At 68.2% G+C, this 17,113-nt stretch carries 12 protein-coding genes; 5 read left to right on the top strand and 7 right to left on the bottom strand.

Going from position 1 to position 17,113, the window contains the following annotated elements; all coding sequences use genetic code 11:
• Positions 1 to 187: 187 nt before the first annotated feature.
• Positions 188 to 1,135, bottom strand: coding sequence for a LysR family transcriptional regulator (locus WI26_RS17175; protein ID WP_059466018.1), 948 nt, complete (start codon positions 1,133 to 1,135; stop codon positions 188 to 190).
• A 125-nt stretch (positions 1,136 to 1,260) separates the two neighbouring features.
• Here WI26_RS17175 and WI26_RS17180 point away from each other — a divergent pair, with 125 nt between their 5' ends.
• The 3 genes from WI26_RS17180 (at position 1,261) to WI26_RS17190 (ending at position 4,345) form a co-directional block, all read left to right on the top strand.
• Complete coding sequence (locus WI26_RS17180) at positions 1,261 to 1,905, top strand: glutathione S-transferase family protein (RefSeq protein ID WP_059594270.1); 645 nt, start codon at positions 1,261 to 1,263, stop codon at positions 1,903 to 1,905.
• Positions 1,906 to 1,936: 31 nt separating this feature from the next.
• Positions 1,937 to 4,009: a pyridoxamine 5'-phosphate oxidase family protein gene (locus WI26_RS17185; protein WP_069227762.1), complete on the top strand. Its 2,073-nt coding sequence runs from the start codon at positions 1,937 to 1,939 to the stop codon at positions 4,007 to 4,009.
• Positions 4,010 to 4,141: 132 nt separating this feature from the next.
• Complete coding sequence (locus WI26_RS17190; protein ID WP_059510474.1) at positions 4,142 to 4,345, top strand: DUF2970 domain-containing protein; 204 nt, start codon at positions 4,142 to 4,144, stop codon at positions 4,343 to 4,345.
• A gap of 49 nt (positions 4,346 to 4,394) precedes the next feature.
• Here the strand turns inward: WI26_RS17190 and WI26_RS17195 are convergent, their stop codons facing one another.
• From WI26_RS17195 to WI26_RS17220, 6 genes are all read right to left on the bottom strand, one after another.
• A complete protein-coding gene (locus WI26_RS17195; protein WP_069226627.1) occupies positions 4,395 to 5,534 on the bottom strand; it encodes a porin in 1,140 nt (379 codons plus the stop codon).
• A 330-nt stretch (positions 5,535 to 5,864) separates the two neighbouring features.
• Entirely contained in the window at positions 5,865 to 7,190 is a 1,326-nt protein-coding gene (locus tag WI26_RS17200; RefSeq protein WP_069226628.1) for an NAD(P)/FAD-dependent oxidoreductase, read from the bottom strand.
• Entirely contained in the window at positions 7,187 to 7,879 is a 693-nt protein-coding gene (locus tag WI26_RS17205) for a S8 family serine peptidase (RefSeq protein WP_069227763.1), read from the bottom strand. The genes WI26_RS17200 and WI26_RS17205 overlap by 4 nt, the downstream gene beginning before the upstream one ends.
• Positions 7,872 to 9,599 (bottom strand): ABC transporter ATP-binding protein, encoded by a 1,728-nt coding sequence (locus WI26_RS17210; protein WP_069226629.1) that lies wholly within the window; start codon positions 9,597 to 9,599, stop codon positions 7,872 to 7,874. The genes WI26_RS17205 and WI26_RS17210 overlap by 8 nt, the downstream gene beginning before the upstream one ends.
• Positions 9,600 to 9,648: 49 nt before the next feature.
• The gene (locus tag WI26_RS17215) at positions 9,649 to 11,580 is read right to left on the bottom strand and encodes a sigma-54-dependent Fis family transcriptional regulator (protein WP_069226630.1); all 1,932 of its coding nucleotides are present in this window, start codon (positions 11,578 to 11,580) and stop codon (positions 9,649 to 9,651) included.
• Positions 11,581 to 12,068: 488 nt separating this feature from the next.
• Complete coding sequence (locus WI26_RS17220; protein ID WP_059594264.1) at positions 12,069 to 13,562, bottom strand: aldehyde dehydrogenase family protein; 1,494 nt, start codon at positions 13,560 to 13,562, stop codon at positions 12,069 to 12,071.
• 447 nt (positions 13,563 to 14,009) lie between these two features.
• Between WI26_RS17220 and peaA the strand changes: the two genes are divergently transcribed.
• The gene (gene peaA, locus WI26_RS17225; RefSeq protein WP_081334290.1) at positions 14,010 to 15,611 is read left to right on the top strand and encodes a quinohemoprotein amine dehydrogenase subunit alpha; all 1,602 of its coding nucleotides are present in this window, start codon (positions 14,010 to 14,012) and stop codon (positions 15,609 to 15,611) included.
• A gap of 71 nt (positions 15,612 to 15,682) precedes the next feature.
• Positions 15,683 to 17,113, top strand: coding sequence for a quinohemoprotein amine dehydrogenase maturation protein (gene peaB / locus WI26_RS17230; protein ID WP_069226631.1), 1,431 nt, complete (start codon positions 15,683 to 15,685; stop codon positions 17,111 to 17,113).

The raw sequence follows: 17,113 nt of genomic DNA on the forward strand, positions 1-17,113 counted from the left end.
CGGACGGTGGCCGCGGAGGGGTGTTTCATGAAATTTTCAACGTGAGACAAGCCGGTCATCTATCTCAAGAGCCACGCGGCCGAATCGTCAAGGAGAGAGAAGGCTGATGGCGGCGCATTGACGATCGGGGCAGGCGAGTCGTCGGGATGCCGAAAGACCACGCGGCGCAAGCATTCCGCCATGCGTTTCAGCCAGCCGCGCGCTTGGAACGCATCGAGCGTGGCCGAGCCGCCGTCTCGCCGGTCCGCGCCTTCATCGCATCGATGAACGCCCGCACCTTCGGCGACGGCAGCCGCGTCGACGGATACACCGCATGAATCCCGGCGCGCGCCGAGCGCCACGCGGGCAGCAGCCGCACGAGCCGCCCGGCCGCGACGTCGTCCGCGGTCGAAAAATCCGTCAGCAGTCCGAATGCGCCGCCGGCCAGCACGATCGCCCGACACGCCGTCGCGGTGTTCGACACGAAATGCGGCACGCAGCGCACCGACGCCTTGCCTTCGTGCGCGCTGTCGAGCTCGAGCGTCTGCGGGCGCGACAGCGTCGACAGCATCACGAACGGCAGTGCGGCGAGCGCGTCCGGAGCACGCGGCAGCCCGTGCCGCGCGACGAACGCCGGGCTCGCGACCAGCCATTTCTCGTACTCGCCGAGCTGTACCGCGCGATAGTTCGAATCCGCGAGGCGGCCGATGCGGATCGCGACGTCGAGATTGTCGGCGACGAGATCGACGACGCGATCGTTCGCGATCAGTTCGACGTCGAGCCCGGGGTGTGCGTCGCGCAGCGCGACGACGGCCGGCGCGACGACGAGCGCGCCGTAGTCGATCGGCACGCTCACCCGCAGCGTGCCGCGCAGCGGCGCCGAGTCGGACGATACCGCATCGAGCGCGCTTTCGGTCGCGCGCACGATGTCGCGGCACGCGTCGTAGAACGCGCGTCCCGCATCGGTCACGCTCAGCCGTCGCGTGGTGCGTACCAGCAGGTTCGCGCCGACCTCGGATTCAAGGCGCTGCATGTGCGTGCTGACGACCGTCTTCGCGAGGCCGAGCCGCTCGGCTGCGGCCGTCAGCGAGCCGGCATCGACCACTGCGACGAAGATCGCCAGCCGGTTCAGGTTTACGTCGCGAAGATCGGCCATCGGTGATTGTCCTATGAAAGCGGATAATGTTTCAGCGATTATCCGTCTTCTGGGCATCGACGGCGAGCGCTACGCTGGAGCCGTTCGTCGCCGATTCCCGGCGGCGCGAGATCCAGGAGTGTTTCATGTCCGTCGCCAGCAAGCCTGCCCGCCCGGTTCGCGTCTATTCGTTCCCGCTGTCCGGGCATGCGCATCGCGTCCGGCTGTTCCTGTCGCTGCTGGGGCTGCCGTTCGATACCGTCGATGTCGATCTCGCCGGCGGCGCGCAGCGCGAACCGGCGTTTCTCGCGCTCAATCCGCTCGGGCAGGTGCCGGTGATCGACGATGACGGCACCGTGCTCGCCGACTCGAACGCGATCCTCGTCTATCTCGCGAAGCGCTACGGCGACGCGCACTGGCTGCCCGACGATGCCGCCGGCGCGGCGACCGTGCAGCGCTGGCTGTCGTACGCGGCCGGGCCGATCGCATCGGGGCCGGCGGCCGCGCGGCTCGTCACCGTGTTCAGCGCGCCGCTCGACCACGACGCGGCCAAGCGCACCGCTGCAAAGATACTGGCCGCGATCGACCAGGAACTCGCCGGCAAGCCGTTCGCCGCCGGCGAGCAGCCGACGATCGCCGACATCGCCGCCTACACGTACATCGCGCACGCGCCGGAAGGCGGTGTGTCGCTCGAGCCGTATCCGCACGTGCGCGCGTGGCTCGCGCGCGTCGAGGCGCTGCCGGGCTTCGTCGCGATGCCGCCGACCCGTGCCGGCCTGCTTGCCGCCTGACGCGAAGCCGCGCCTTTACCGGGAGAACGCGATGACCGCGCCGACCGCCGCCGTACCGGGCTGGGAACTCGACGTTGCGCCGTTTCATGCGGGCGAGCTTGCCGTGCAGCAGCGCGCGGGCGTGACGGAGGCCGCGGACACCGCCGGCCGGCGCGGGATTCGCCGCTTCATGCCGGACCAGCACCGGGCCTTCTTCGCGCAGTTGCCGTTCTTCGTGCTCGGCGGCGTGGATGCACACGGCCAGCCATGGGCGACGCTGCGTGTCGGGACGCCCGGCTTCGTGACGACGCCGGACGCGCGCACGCTGCGCATCGACGGCGATGCGCTGCCAGGCGATCCGCTGGCCGGCGCGTGGCAGCCCGGTGCGCCGCTCGGCGGGCTCGGGATCGAGTTCGATACGCGCCGGCGCAATCGCGTGAACGGCGTCGTGCGCGCGGCCGACGACGGCGGGCTGACGATCGCGGTCGAGCAGAGCTTCGGCAACTGTGCGAAATACATCCAGGGCCGCAAACCGGTGTTCGTCGCGCGTGAAGCCGGGGCGGCCGGCGTGTCCGCCGTGTCGGACCGGTTGAGCGACGCGGATCGCGCGTTGCTCGCGCAGGCCGATACGTTCTTTGTCGCGAGTGCGAACACGTCGGCCGACGCGGGCGCCGCGCGCGGGGCGGACGTGTCGCATCGCGGCGGCATGCCGGGCTTCGTGCGCGTCGACGACGCGCACACGCTGACGACGCCGGATTTCAGCGGCAATCGCTTCTTCAATACGCTCGGCAACCTGCAGCACGATCCGCGCGCGGGGCTGCTGTTCGTCGATTTCGACAGCGGCGATCTGCTGTATGTTGCCGCGCGGGCGGAGATTGTATGGGACGGGGCGCTCGTCGCGTCGTTCGACGGCGCGCAGCGGGTCGTGCGGTTTCATGTGCGCGAAGTGCGGCGCATGCGCGGCGTGCTGCCGTTCCGGTGGTCGGCGGTCGAGCGGGCGCCGCAATTCGCGGCGATGGCGGGGGCTGGTATGCAGGCCGCATCCGCGTCCACATCAGCACCTGCGCCTGCATCCCTACCCGCATCCTCATCGCCCTCCGGCTGGCGTCCGCTGCGCATCGCGAAGATCGTCGACGAGGTGCGCGCGATCCGCTCGTTTCATTTCGAACCGGCGGATGGCGATGCGTTGCCGGCGTACGAAGCCGGGCAGCACTTGACGCTGCGCATCGCGCTGCCTGACGAAGATGCGCCGGCGATCCGCAGCTACACGCTGTCTGATGCACCTGGCGCACCGGGTTACCGGATCACCGTGAAGCGTGAAGGACGCGTATCTGCCTGGCTGCACGATCATGCGCGTGCAGGCATGACGCTCGACGCGAAGATGCCGCGCGGCCGCTTCACGTTCGACATCGCGAGTCCGCGTCCGGCCGTGCTGGTGTCGGCCGGCATCGGCATCACGCCGATGATCGCGATGCTGCGCCGCGCGCTCGCCGACGGCGACGCATCGCGTCGCATCGTGTTCGTGCACGGCGCGCGCGACTCGGCCGACCGGCCATTTGCAGCGGAACTGACGCGCATTGCCGACGCCGACGCGCGCGTGTCGCTGCACTGGTTCGACAGCCGGCCGCGGCGCGACGGCGCGGCGAGACCGGGCCGCATCGACATCGCGCAACTGAAGCGCATCCTGCCGTTCGACGACTACGATTTCTACCTGTGCGGGCCGTCCGCGTTCATGCGCGATTTGTACGACGGATTGCGCGCGCTGAACGTGCCGGACGAGCGCATCCGCTTCGAGGCGTTCGGGCCGTCGAGCATCGCGCGCCACGCGAGCCGCGCGGCGAGCGCACCGGCGGTGGCAAGCATGCCCATCGTGTTCCGCCGCTCGGCGCGCGACACCGAATGGACGCCCGCCGACGGCACGTTGCTCGAACTCGCCGAAGGCCAGGGCGTGGCCGTGCCGTCCGAGTGCCGGGCGGGGTCGTGCGGCACGTGCGCGACGCGCGTGCTGTCCGGCGCGGTCGATTACGTGCAGACGCACGATGCGCCGGTCGAACCCGGCTGCGCGCTGCTGTGCGTCGCGCGGCCTGCCGAAGGGGCCGCGGTGCCGCTCGTGCTCGATTGTTGACGTGCGTGCGACAATGCTGCGACACACGGTCGCACAGCGCGTGCTGCGCACAATCCGCGCGCAACTGCTTCTTTTTCCGAAGACCGGTCGGATCGACGATAGCGTCAACCGATAGAGAAAAGGAGCAACATCATGAAATTGTTGAGCATGATCCGCCTGGTTCTGTGGAGTTTCTTCGGCGTGCGAAACAGCAAGGCGCACGCGTCCGATCTCGCGAACGTCAACTTCACGTTGCTGCCGTTCGTCGCGATCGTGCTCGCGGTGCTGGTCGGCGCGGTGATTTACGGCGTCGTCCATCTGGTCGTCGATCCGACGGTGACGATGCAGGGGTTCTGAGCGTCGCGCGTGCCGCGCCCATTCGCGGCACGGCGCGCGGCGACCCCGATCAGAACGTGTGATTCATCGCGACGCGCGCGACGAGTTGATGGCCGTTCGACGATGCACCGGGCGAACCGGGCACGAGCCCGCCGTCGAGCGGCGTGCCGCTCGCACTGCCGCCGACCAGCTGATACGCGACCTGCGTATAGACCGACGTGCGCTTCGACAAGAAGTACTGCGCCATCGCGCCGAACTGGTTCCAGTGCAGCGACGATTTCGCGCCTGCCTGATTCAGGCCGCCGCGTGTGTACGTGTACATGCCGCCAACGAGGAAGGCCGGCGTGACGTTGTACTTCGCGTTGACTTCGAAGTTGTCGAACGTGAGCCGAGCATTCGCGAGGCCGAGACTGCCCGCATACAGCGATGCATCGGGCTGGCCGACGTTCACGTGCGAATAGACGGCGCCGAAAGTCGCTGGTCCGATTCCGTAGTTCGCGCCGATCCCGTAGATTTTCTGGTTGCCCGCGACGAAATCCGTGTCGTCCGGCGTGAGTGCGCCGCCCGTCGTGGCACCGGGGTGGGACATGTTTTCGTAGACGGCGGCCACCGACAGCGTCTGGTACGTGTAGTTCAGGCCGACACCGAGCATCCGGTTCCGCGCGAAGCCGCCCGCCAAGTTGCTCAACCCGTACATCACGGTGCCCGAGAAGCCGCCGAATGCGGGGCTCGTGTACTTCACCGCATTGTTCGCATGGAACGACGCATCGGTGTTGTCGTTGTCGAGCGGATGCGAGAACAGGAAGCCGGCCCAGCTGCCGTTCGCGGTCAGCGGCCCGATCGTGTCGGCGACGGTGTCGAACTGGCGGCCGAGCGTCAGCGTGCCGAGCCGGTCCGACTGCAGCCCGACGTACGACTGGAAGCCGAACAGGCGGCCGCCGTAGCCCAACTGACCGCTTTCGACCGCGAAGCCGCTTTCCAGATCGAAGATCGCGTGCAATCCGCCGCCGAGATCCTCGTTGCCCTTGATGCCCCAGCGGCTCGTCGCGAGATCGCCACTCGCCATCTGCCATGACGACTTGCCGCCGACATTGCTCGTGTAGTTGATCCCTTCGTCGAGGACGCCGAACAGCAGGACGGAACTTTGAGCATGCGCGTTCGCGCAACCGATCAGGAATCCTGCCGACAGGATGAAGCGTGCTTTTTTCATGTGATGTTCGGGCTCGAAAGATGAAACGGGCGATGGTCCGGCGCGCGGCGCAAGCGGCGCGTGACCTTCCATAAGCAGATGGCATGCCATCACCCGTTTCAAGACCGCGATGCGCTCTCTGCGTTCCATTTCATTTGGATGTGGCTGCCGAATCGCGCTTGATCGCGCGCAAATCGCGTAGCAATTCGCATCGCCTGTCGCAGGCCGCGTCTCAAGTTGAGACGCGAGACCCGATGCGGGATCGCGCGGACGAAATGACGCGCGTCGCGACGCGGAGGTCGCGGCAAGACGGCGTGGACGTGGCGGGAGAAGGAGGCGGAAAATCGCGCGTCAGGCGCGCGCAAACGGATATCCCTGCGTTTCGAGCCAGCGCCGCACGAGCGCGGCCTGCGGCGGCGTGAACGCCGCCAGCACCTGCGCGACCGGTCGTTCCCGCAACGCCGCGACGATCGGCGCGAGCGGAATGCCCTGCAGATGCCAGATCCCGAGCGGCTGGTCGGGGCTCGTGACGACGTCGGCTTCGGCGATCGTGTCGCCGTCGATCACGGGGGCCCGCTCGATCGCGAGCGCGTCGAAATCGGGCGCGCGATGTAACGGCGCATCGTCGGGCCACGCGCGGCGCGCGTGCCAGAACGGCCGATCGGTCCATTGCGTGTCGAGCGCGTAGAAGTCGCGGCCGATCCGTGCGAAGCGCATGAACAGCGCGTTGATGCGCCGCGCGTGAAAGCGCAGCGCGAGTGTCGCGCGTTCGGGATGTGCGAGCAGCGTATGGATGACGGCCGGCGCCTGAAGCGCGGACGACAGCGACTGGAAGATGCCGTTTCCGGACAGCGGATCGACGGCCATCGCCGCGTCGCCGACGCGCAGCCAGTTCGGGCCGCCGGTGTCGCCGCACAGTGTGGCGCTGCTGGTGCGCGCGTACACGCGTGCATCGGTGCCGGAAGCCAGGCCGTTCGCGCCGAAGAAGTCGCGCGCGAATCGCGTTTGCCGCAGCGTTGCGCACCACGCGGGCAGCGCATCGCGCAGCGGCAGCGTCGTGGTCGCGACGTCGAGCGTCGCTTGCCAGTAGCAGCGGCCATCGGGCAGGCGTGCCATCCACGCCCAGCCGTCCGGCAAGCTCTCGATCGCGGACGCCGCTTCGCCCGGCGCGCGTTGCCACACGTTCAGCAGACTGAGCGTCCGCGGTCCACGAATCGCATCACGGGCGAGCGGCGCGAGCCGGCCACGCGCCTCGACGACGAACGTCGCTTGCAGCGTTTGCGCACCGCCCGGCGTGTCGATGCGAATCGCGTGGCCGTCGCCGTCCGCCTGCACCGAGCGGACGGTCGCTTCGTGCACCGCGATGCCTGCGTCGGCGAGATCGCGGCGCAGCGCCGCGTCGAAGCGGCGGCGATCGATCAGGTGTTCGTGATTGAGCGTGCGCGTGTGGCCGTTCCAGCACGTCGTGCGGGCACAGGGCGGCAATGCGCATGCGGCGGCCTGCACGAGCCCGGCATGCCGCAGCCCCTGCAGCACGCGGTCGGACACGCCTTCGACCGCATCGAAGTGTCGCCATTCGCTGACGACCGCGACGGGATAGCCGAGCCGTGCGAGGCCGAGCGCGGCGGCCGCACCGGCCGGCCCCGCACCGAGCACGACGATCGATGCGCGGCTCATGACGCGTGCGTGCGCCGTTCGACGCCGACGTAGGCGGCGTTCGTGCGCAGATGATCGAGAAGTGCCGCCGTATCGGCATCCGGATGGCGCGCCAACCAGCGTGCGGCGAGGCCGCTGAGCGCCGCGCACGCGATGCTCGCACCGGCCGGCGCGTGCGGTGAGCCGCCGGATACGACCGCACCGAAGTCGGCCTGTGCGCTGTCGAGCCACGACCATTGGCCGGACGCGCAGCGCGCGTCGCCCGTGACGCGCACGATACCCGGATAGCTGGCCGGAAAGACCGGCGCGCCTTGCGCGGGGCTCGATGCGAACACGGTCACGCGCTGCGCGACAGCGGCCGCGCATGCATCGCGAAGCGCGTCGCGATCGGCGAGCAGGCCGAGACTCAGGTTGATTACGTGGATGCGTTGCGTCAGCAACCAGCCGATTGCGTGCGCGATCTGAGCGGCACTCGTCACGCCGCGCGCTTCGAACACCTGTGCGACGACCAGCGCCGCATCGGGTGCGGCGGCCGCGATCGTCGTGCAGATCGCGCTGCCGTGACCGATGCGGTCGGATTCGACGGCAGCGGCCTGAACCACCGACGCATCGTCGAACGCGAAGCGCCGCGCGTCGACGACGCGTCCGCTCAGCGACGACGGATAGCCGCTGTCGACGACTCCGACACGCACGGCCCGATCGTCAGGCATGCGCGACATCCCGGTGCGTGCGCCGCGCGAGTTGCCCGTCCGCAAGTTCGAAATGCAGGTCGACACCGGTGAGGGTCGATGCACGGTGGCTGACGAGGATGCGTGTGCGGTCGCCGAACAGCGTGTCGATCTGCGCGATGACCTGCCGCTCGGTCGCTTCGTCTACGGCCGATGTCGCTTCGTCGAGCACGAGGATCGCCGGCGCCTGCAGCAGTGCGCGCGCGATCGCGATGCGCTGCTTCTGGCCGCCCGACAGTTGCTGCCCGCGTTCGCCGACCGGTCCGTCGAGCCCGCCGGGCAGCGTCGCGATCAGTTCGTCGAGCTGCGCGGCGCGCGCGGCATGTACGATGTCGTCGTGCGTCGCGAGCGGCGCCGCATAGCGGATGTTGTCGGCGAGGCTGCCGCGAAACAGCACGATGTCCTGACTGACGACGGCGACGTGGCGGCGCAACGCGTCGAGATCGACGTCGCGCAGATCGATCCCGTCGATACGCATGCTGCCGCGCTGCGGGTCGTAGAAGCGCTGCATCAGGTCGATCAGCGTGGACTTCCCGCTGCCCGACAGCCCGGTCAACGCGACCTTGCTGCCGGCCGGCACACATGCACTTGCGCCGCGCAACACCGGTTGCGTGCGCTCGTCGTGCGCGAACCACACGTCGACGAATTCGAGATCGCCGCGAGGCGGCAGCTCACGCGCGCCGGCCGGCGGCTGAACGGCCACCGGCGCGTGCTGCAGCTCCATCACGCGGCCGAGGCTGACCGTCATCCGCTGCAGCGCGACGTAAAGCCCGAGCAGGCTCTTCACGGGGCCGATCGCCATCCCGAGATAGCTCGAGAACGCGATCAGCGAGCCTAGCGGCCAGTCGCCGCGAATCACCCAGTAGCCGCCGACGATGAAGGCACCCGCGCGCGACAGGGACGTCAGCGTGCCGGGCACCGACTGCGTGATGAACTCGGTGACCTGCAGCTTCAGCAGGCGCGCCATATAGCGATCGCCGAGGCCGTCGAGCCGTGCCCGTTCCGTACGCTGGCGGCCGGCGGCCTGGATGAACTTCATCGCCGGCAATGTCTCGACGAGGAAGGACGACACGTCAGCCGCGCCTTCGCGCACCGAACGCGCATCGCGCTCGACCTTGCGACGCATCGTGCGCAGCCACAGGATCTCGAACGGAATCAACAGCAACGCGAGGAGCGACAGTTTCCACGACAGCGTGACGAGCAGCGCCAGCGTGCCGACGAGGCCGATCACGTTCGACACGGCGGAGAACAGCGCGTCGAGCGCGAAGCGCTGGATCTCGGCGACGTCGCCGTCGAGGCGCGACAGCAGGTCGCCGAGGCGGCGCTGTCCGTAGAACGACGGCGACAGCCGCTGCAGGTGCGCGTAGACGGCGCTGCGCAGCGAGAACAGCACGCGGCCGGACAGGCGCGTATGCAGATAACGGTTAATGCCACCGAGCAGCGTACCGACGAAGCCGGCGAACACCATCGCGAACGCGATCGCGACGAGCATCCGGAAATCCTTGCCTACCAGCCCGCGGTCGATCAGCTCCTTCGTGAGCCACGGTTGCGCGAGCGCGAGCAGCGATGCGCAGGCCGACAGCGCGAGCAGACCGGCGATCGCGAGCCGGTGCGGCCGAACGAAGCCGTACAGCCAGCCGAGCGCACGCGCGAGCTGCGCGCGATCGTCGGTCTTCACGAAGCGGAGGACGAGTTTCAGCATCGGCGCGATCGACGCTTGACGAACGTATCGGCCGAATGCTCGCGCGTCATCATGACTGGAGCCGCTTGAGCCGGCGGTACAGCGTCGCGCGGCTGATCCCGAGCGTCTGCGCGGCGGCTGCGACGTTGCCGTCGTGGCGTGCGAGCGATTCACGGATCAGTTCGTCCTCGTGGCGACGAATCAGTCCGAACGAAGCGTTCGGCGCCGGACACACGCCGTCGACGAAACCGTCGCACAGATGGTCGAGGCCGAGCACGTCGTCATGCGGGTCGCGCACCGCGAGCGCGGTGCGCAGCACCATCTCGAGCTGGCGGATATTGCCGGGCCAGCGGTGCTGGCGAAACACGTCGGCGAGTTCGGCGTTCACGCTCACATGCGGCGCGCCGAGCCGCGCGAGCAGTGCGGCGACGATCAGGTCGACGTCGTCGCGTTCGCGAAGCGCGGGTAGCTGCACGTTCACGCCGTGTATCCGGTAATAGAGATCCTCGCGGAAGATCTTCTCGCGCACCATCGTCTGCAGGTCGCGGTGTGTCGCGCAGATTACCGCGATGTCGATCGGCTGCTCATCCCCCGCACCGAGCGGCGCGACCTTGCGTTCCTGCAGCACGCGCAGCAGGCGGGCCTGCAGGTGCAGCGGCATGTCGCCTATCTCGTCGAGAAACAGCGTGCCGCCGTGCGCCTGCATCAGCCGGCCCGTCATCCCGCCCTTGCGCGCGCCCGTGAACGCGCCGTCGCGATAGCCGAACAGTTCCGATTCGATCAGCCCTTCGGGAATCGACGCGCAGTTCACTGCGACGAAAGGTTTGCCGGCGCGCTCGCTCGCATCGTGCAGCGCGCGCGCGACGACTTCCTTGCCGGTGCCCGTCTCGCCCTGCACGAGTACGGGCAGCCCGTTGTTGAGCCCTTGCCGTGCCATCGTCAGCGCGCGCAGCAGGCGCGGCTGACGGCCAGCCAGCGACGCGAGCGCCTGGCTGCCGGCATCGTCGCGGGCAGCGGCGGCCTGCGACGGCACGCGTTCGCGCACGGCCGGCACCGCGGTCGCGCGCGGCAGGCGCAGCGCCTTGCAATGGAACGCCGCGTCGACGCCTTCCACGCGCAACATCCCGCCTTGCTCGGCGAACGCGATGAACGACGGCATGCGCGTGACTGCCGCGCTTTCGCAGCGGCGGCCGACGAGCGCATCGCGCGCCGTGCCGAGCAGTTCGCACGCATGCGCGTTCGCGGCGACGATGCGGCCGTCTTCCGACACGGCAAGCACGCCGCTCCAGCTCGATCCGAGATACGCAGGACGCGGGTGGAACACCAGAACGACATGCTCGGGGAAATAGGCATCGAACAGACGCGTCTCGATGTGCGTGGCCGCCGCGCTCATCAGCAACGACATGCCGTCGAGCGTGAGCGGCAGGTCGCCTTCGCGCGTGAGGTCGAGCACGCCGATGGGCTTGCCGTGCGGATCGCACAGCGGCAGCGAACGACACGAGAAGCGGCTCAGTCGGCCGAGGAAATGCTCGCCGCTGTCGATCGCGACTGCACGGCCTTCGACGAGCGCGGTGCCGAGCGCGTTGGTGCCGCGCAGCGACTCGCACCAGCTCGCACCTGCGCGGATATCGCCGATGCCGAGCGCGGCGAGCTGGCTCACGTCGCCGTCGACCGACAGGATCGTTGCGCGCGCATCGGCCAGCAGGATCATCCCGTCGCGTCCGCAGCGCTCGGCGAGGAATGCGAGTTCCGGGGCGGCAGCGTCGAGCAGCGGACGATTCGCGTCGCGCAGTTCGTCGACATTGCAGAATTCATGCAGGTTCAGCCGCGCGTCGTCGTCCCAGCGCACGCCGTGATCGAGGCTGCGCCGCCACGACTGGTCGATTTCGATGCGCAGGCAACCTTGCGGCAGCACGCCGTCGGAACTGAGGCGTTCGCGAATCAGGCGGGTTGCCTGCAGCCGGTCCGGAAGTCGTTGGCCGGAAGGGAAGTAGTCTTGCACGTCGCCCCTCCTCAGGAGAATGTCGGGCCCACCGATCCGGCGCGGCCGCACGCAAAAAGGCTCGCCGAGTCTGGCATAAGCCCGGGCATAAATCCATCCGGTCAAAAACCTAAGATCCAGGCGGGGCGCGGCCACGCGGGCGATTCGCGCGCGTGTGCGGAGCGCGTTCGGCGTGCGTGGCGGGGCGGTGTGCATGGCTGGGAGGCGTGTGGACTTCGCGCGATGGCGGCGGTTACATCCGTGGGTCGTATGCGTTGCACCAGCCGCCGATCGCAACCCGTTTTCCGGCGAACGGCGGTAGCGCGGCGGCCGGCAGCAGGCCCGCGGCCGTGATCATGAACGTGCGGCGGGAAGCGGGGTGGCGGCGCATCGGGCGTCTCGTTGTCGTTATAGGTGAGGAAAAGCGCGGAAATATGAGCATGCGGGCGGAGCAGGCACGCCGCGCGACCTTGCCGCGCGGCGCAGGCGTGCTTGCATCGGCAACGCGATCACACGTTCATCAGCACGGATTTCAGCTCCGTATAGTGTTCGATCGCGGCCGCGCCCATCTCGCGGCCGAAGCCCGACATCCGGTAGCCGCCGAACGGCAGCGCCGGATCGAGCGCGCTGTGGCAATTGACCCAGACCGAGCCCGAGCGGATTTTCGGGATCATCCGGTGCGCGGCTGACAGGTTGTTGGTCCAGATGCTCGCGCCAAGCCCGTAGCGCGTGTCGTTCGCGAGGCGGATCGCATCGTCGATCGTGTCGAACGGCATCGCGACGAGCACCGGCCCGAAGATTTCCTCCTGCACGAGCGGGCCTTTCTGGTCGACATCGACGAGCACGGTCGGCTTCACGAAGTAGCCGGGGCCGTACGCTTCGCCGCCGCACGCGAGCTGCGCTCCCAGCTCGCGTCCGCGCTCGATGTAGCCGGCCACGCGCTTTTGCTGCTTCGCCGAGATCAGCGGACCCATGTCGACCGACGGGTCGAGCGCATTGCCGAGCTTCATGTTGCTCGCGATGCCGGCGATGTCGCCCACGACGCGATCGAAGTGCTTGCGCTGCACGTACAGGCGCGAGCCCGCGCAGCACACCTGGCCGTGATTGAAGAAGATCGCGGTCGCCGCACCTTGCGCCGCGACGGCCGGGTCCGCATCGTCGAACACGATCGTCGGAGACTTGCCGCCGAGCTCGAGCGTCACGCGCGTCATCGATTCCATCGCGGCCTTGCCAATCAGCTTGCCGACTTCGGTAGAGCCCGTGAAGGTCAGCTTGTCGACGTCGGGGTGGTGCGCGAGCGCGGCTCCCGCTTCGGCGCCGGTGCCGGTCACGACGTTGAGCACACCGGCCGGATACCCGGCTTCCTGCACGAGTTCCGCAAGCCGCAGCGCGGTGAGCGGCGTTTCGTCGGCCGGCTTCAACACCATCGTGCAGCCCGTCGCAAGCGCGGGGCCCAGCTTCCAGCATGCGAGCAGCAGCGGGAAGTTCCACGCGACGATCGCGCCGACCACGCCGACGGCCTCACGCCGGATGAAACCGTGGAACTGGCTGTCGGGCATCAGCGGCATCGACACGTCGACGGTCGCGCCTTCGATCTTGGTCGCCCAGCCGGCCATATAGCGCAGGAAGTCGATCGCCAGCTGCACGTCCATCACGCGTGCGATCTGCGCGCTCTTGCCGTTGTTCACGCATTCGAGCTCGGCCAGTTGCTGCGCGTCGCGTTCAAGGAGATCCGCGAGACGCCACAGCAGGTTCTGCCGTTCTCGCGGGCGCATGCGGCTCCACGCGGAATCGTCGAACGCCTGGCGGGCGGCGCGCACCGCGCGGTCGACGTCGGCCGCGCCGGACGCCGGCACGCGGCACAGTTCGTCGCCGGTCGCGGGATTGTGGACGGCCAGGGTAGCGCCGCTTTCGGCGCCGCGCCACGTATCGCCGATCAGCATCGACGGCGTGCGTGCGATGAACGACTGGGTTTGCGGAAGTAACGACAACGTTGCCTGCATGGAAGCTCCTCGCTCATCGGGGTTCGGGTGTCATGGCAAAAAGCAGCTTCCATTCCAACGATCGCGCGGCGGCCCGCGTGTGTGCCGCATGCGTCATGCGGCGCCGGGCGTGCGGCGCGACAGCTCGCGATCGCAAATGTGCCCGGTATCGCGCCGCGTTCGCTACGTGGCGTCTCAATTTGAGAATCCGGATGCAACATGAGACGCGACATGCGGCACGCGCGCTGCCGGCTGCCACGGCGGCAGCGCCGCAAAGGCGCGCGATTGCCGGTTTGACGCGCCGGTTTGAATCGGGATTTTCCCGAGCGTTCGGCGGCAAAAGCGCGTGTTTTCCTTGTGGCGAACCCGATGTCGGCAATTGGCACGGCCTGTGCTTGAAGAGCGTGAGACAAGCGCCGCAGCGCTGCATGCCGGACGATTCGAGACCCCACGTAAAGGAGCAGAGCCTTGTTCAAGACTTTCATTCGACGCAGCAGGCCGCCCCGCGCGGCCGCGGCCGTCGCCGCCGCCGGTGCGCTTGCGCTGGCCTCGGGCGCCGTACAGGCCCAGGCGCCGCGCGACGCGCACGCGATCCTGAGCCAGACATGCGCGGCCTGTCACGCGGCCGAGTCGAAGGATTCGTGGAGCCGCATCAGTCACCAGCGCAAGACGCCGGAAGGTTGGCTGATGACGATCGCGCGAATGCAGACGATGCACGGTCTCACGATCAGCGACGACGAGCGACGCATTCTCGTGAAGTACCTGTCGGATACGCAGGGCCTCGCGCCGTCGGAGACGCAGGATTTCCGTTACGCACCCGAACGACGGTTGAACACGCAGGAGACCGTCGGCAACGAGGAATTCAAGCAGATGTGCGCGCGCTGTCACTCGGCTGCGCGTCCGCTGCTGCAGCGCCGCCCGGTCGCTGAATGGGACAGGCTCGTCAATTTCCACCTCGGGCAGTGGCCGTCGATCGAGTATTCGGCGATGGGCCGCGACCGCGACTGGCTGAAGGTCGCGCTCACCCGGATGGCGCCGATGCTCGCGAAGGATTACCCATACGACAGCAAGGCGTGGGCCGAGTGGAAGCAGCATCATCCGCCCGCGACCGCGCTCGCCGGCACGTGGAGCTTCGGCGGCCACATGCCGGGCAAGGGCGACGCGTACGGCACGATGACGGTAAAGGGCGGCGCGGGCGACCGCTTCGACATCGAACTGAAGGGCCGCTTCGCGGATGGCAGCCCGCTCGTCGGTACCGGCACCGCGACGTTGTACACGGGCTACGAATGGCGCGCGAGCGTGAAAGTTGGCGACACGACGATGCGTCAGGTGCTGATGGCGAGCGACGGCGTGCTGCGCGGCCGAATGTTCGACGATGCGCATGACGAGCGCGGCCTCGACTTCAATGCCGCCAAGCTCGGCAATGCACGGATCATCGCGGTGCAGCCCGCTTATGTGAAGGCGGGCGGCGAGGCCGACGTGACGATCGTCGGCGCGAACCTGCAGGGCGCACCTGTATTCGGGCCGGGTGTCACGGTCGCATCGGTGCTCGAACGCACGCCGGCTTACGTGCGGGTGCGCGTGAAGGCTGCCGACGGCAGCGCGATCGGCACGCGCCGCGTGAGCGTTGGCGCCGCGCATGCGGACGGGTTCGCGGTCTACCGTGAAATCCGCGACGTGAAGGTCGAACCCGACTTCGCGGTCGCGCGCATCGGTGGCAACGGCGGCTCGACGCCGAAGGTCGAAGGGCGGTTCGATGCGGTCGCGTGGGGTGTCGACGGTGCGGGCAAGCCGTTCCGCATCGGCGTCGTGCCTGCGCAATGGTCGATCGCGCCGTTCGACGATCAATCGAAGGGCGATCGCGACACGCAGTTCGCCGGCACGATTCAGGCATCGACGGGCATCTTCACGCCGGGTGACGCGGGCCCGAACCCCGCGCGCCGGATGGGCACCAACAACACGGGCAATCTGAACGTCGTCGCGACGGTGACGGACGGCTCGCGCACGGTGACGGGCACCGGGCACATGATCGTCGCGGTGCAGCGCTGGAACAATCCGCCGCTGCCCTGACCGGTCCGCATGTCCGCGCGCCGGGCCGCGAAGCGGCCTGGTCCGAATCCGAACAACGCAAGGAGAATCCGATGAGCGCCCTGCTGAACGTGGTCGAGCGCAACGTGCACGAAGTGCGCGTCGACGACGAGCGCCTGATGTTCCATGTGCCGAGCAGCTCGCTGTTCGCGGCCGATCGCGTGACGGCCGACATCATCGATGCACTGCGCGCGAGCAGCTGCACGGCCGACGAACTGTTCGCGCGGCTTGCCAGCCGTTCGCCGCGCGGCGAACTCGCCGAGACGCTCGGCGAGCTGATGGCCCTCGAGGTCGTCAGCGACGGCTCGCCGCTCACGCCGGAGATCGCGGTGAAGCGCGTCGAGCGCACCGCGATCGACACGGTCGTGCTGAACGTGAACACCGGCTGCAACCTGAGCTGCACATACTGCTACAAGGAAGACCTCGACACGCCGTCCGCTGGCCGGCGGATGGACATCGATACCGCGAAGGCATCGGTCGAGATGCTGCTCAAGGAGTCGCCCGACCTGCCGCGCTACACGGTCGTGTTCTTCGGCGGCGAACCGCTCAGCAATCGAAAGTTGATCGAGTGCATGGTCGAGTATTGCGAGCTGCGCTTCGGCGCGCTCGGCAAGCAGGTCGAATTCGTGATGACGACCAATGCGACGCTCCTGACCGAGGAGATCGTCGACTGGCTCGACGCGCACCGCTTCGGGCTGTCGGTCAGCATCGACGGGCCGCGCTCGATCCACGATCTGAACCGTCGCACGGTCGGCGGCGCGGGCACCTACGATGTCGTGCGCCGCAAGGTCGAGATGCTGCTCGAGCGCTACCGCAGTCGCCCGGTCGGCGCGCGTGTGACGCTCACGAGCGGCGTGACCGACATCGAGGGCATCTGGGATCACCTGTTCAACGAGCTCGGTTTTGCGGAAGTCGGTTTCGCGCCGGTCACGTCGGGGCAGCTCGACACGTTCAATCTGAAGCCCGACGAACTCGCGCGGGTGTTCGCGAACATGAAGGCACTCGGCCGGCGCTACCTGGATGCCGCGCTCGAGAACCGCAACATCGGCTTCTCGAACCTCCACCAGTTGATCACCGACCTGCACGAAGGGCACAAGAAGTCGCTGCCGTGCGGCGCGGGGCTCAAGATGCTCGCGGTCGACCACAAGGGCGACTTGAACCTGTGCCACCGCTTCACCGGCTCGACGCTGCCGACCTTCGGCAACGTGCATGAGGGCGTCGCACAGGCCGAGCTCAACGACTTCCTGTCGCAACGGCTCGAGCGCAGCGGCACCGGCTGCGAGACCTGCCGCATCCGCAACCTGTGCTCGGGCGGCTGCTATCACGAGAGCTACGCGCGCTACGGCGATCCCACGCATCCGACCTACCACTACTGCGAGCTGATGCGCGACTGGATCGATTTCGGCATCGAGATCTACAGCCGGATCATCGCCGGCAACCCGGCGTTCATCGGCAACCACATCACTCCGCGCAAGGCGAACTGA

This window comes from Burkholderia diffusa (genome assembly GCF_001718315.1).
GTDB lineage: Bacteria > Pseudomonadota > Gammaproteobacteria > Burkholderiales > Burkholderiaceae > Burkholderia > Burkholderia diffusa_B.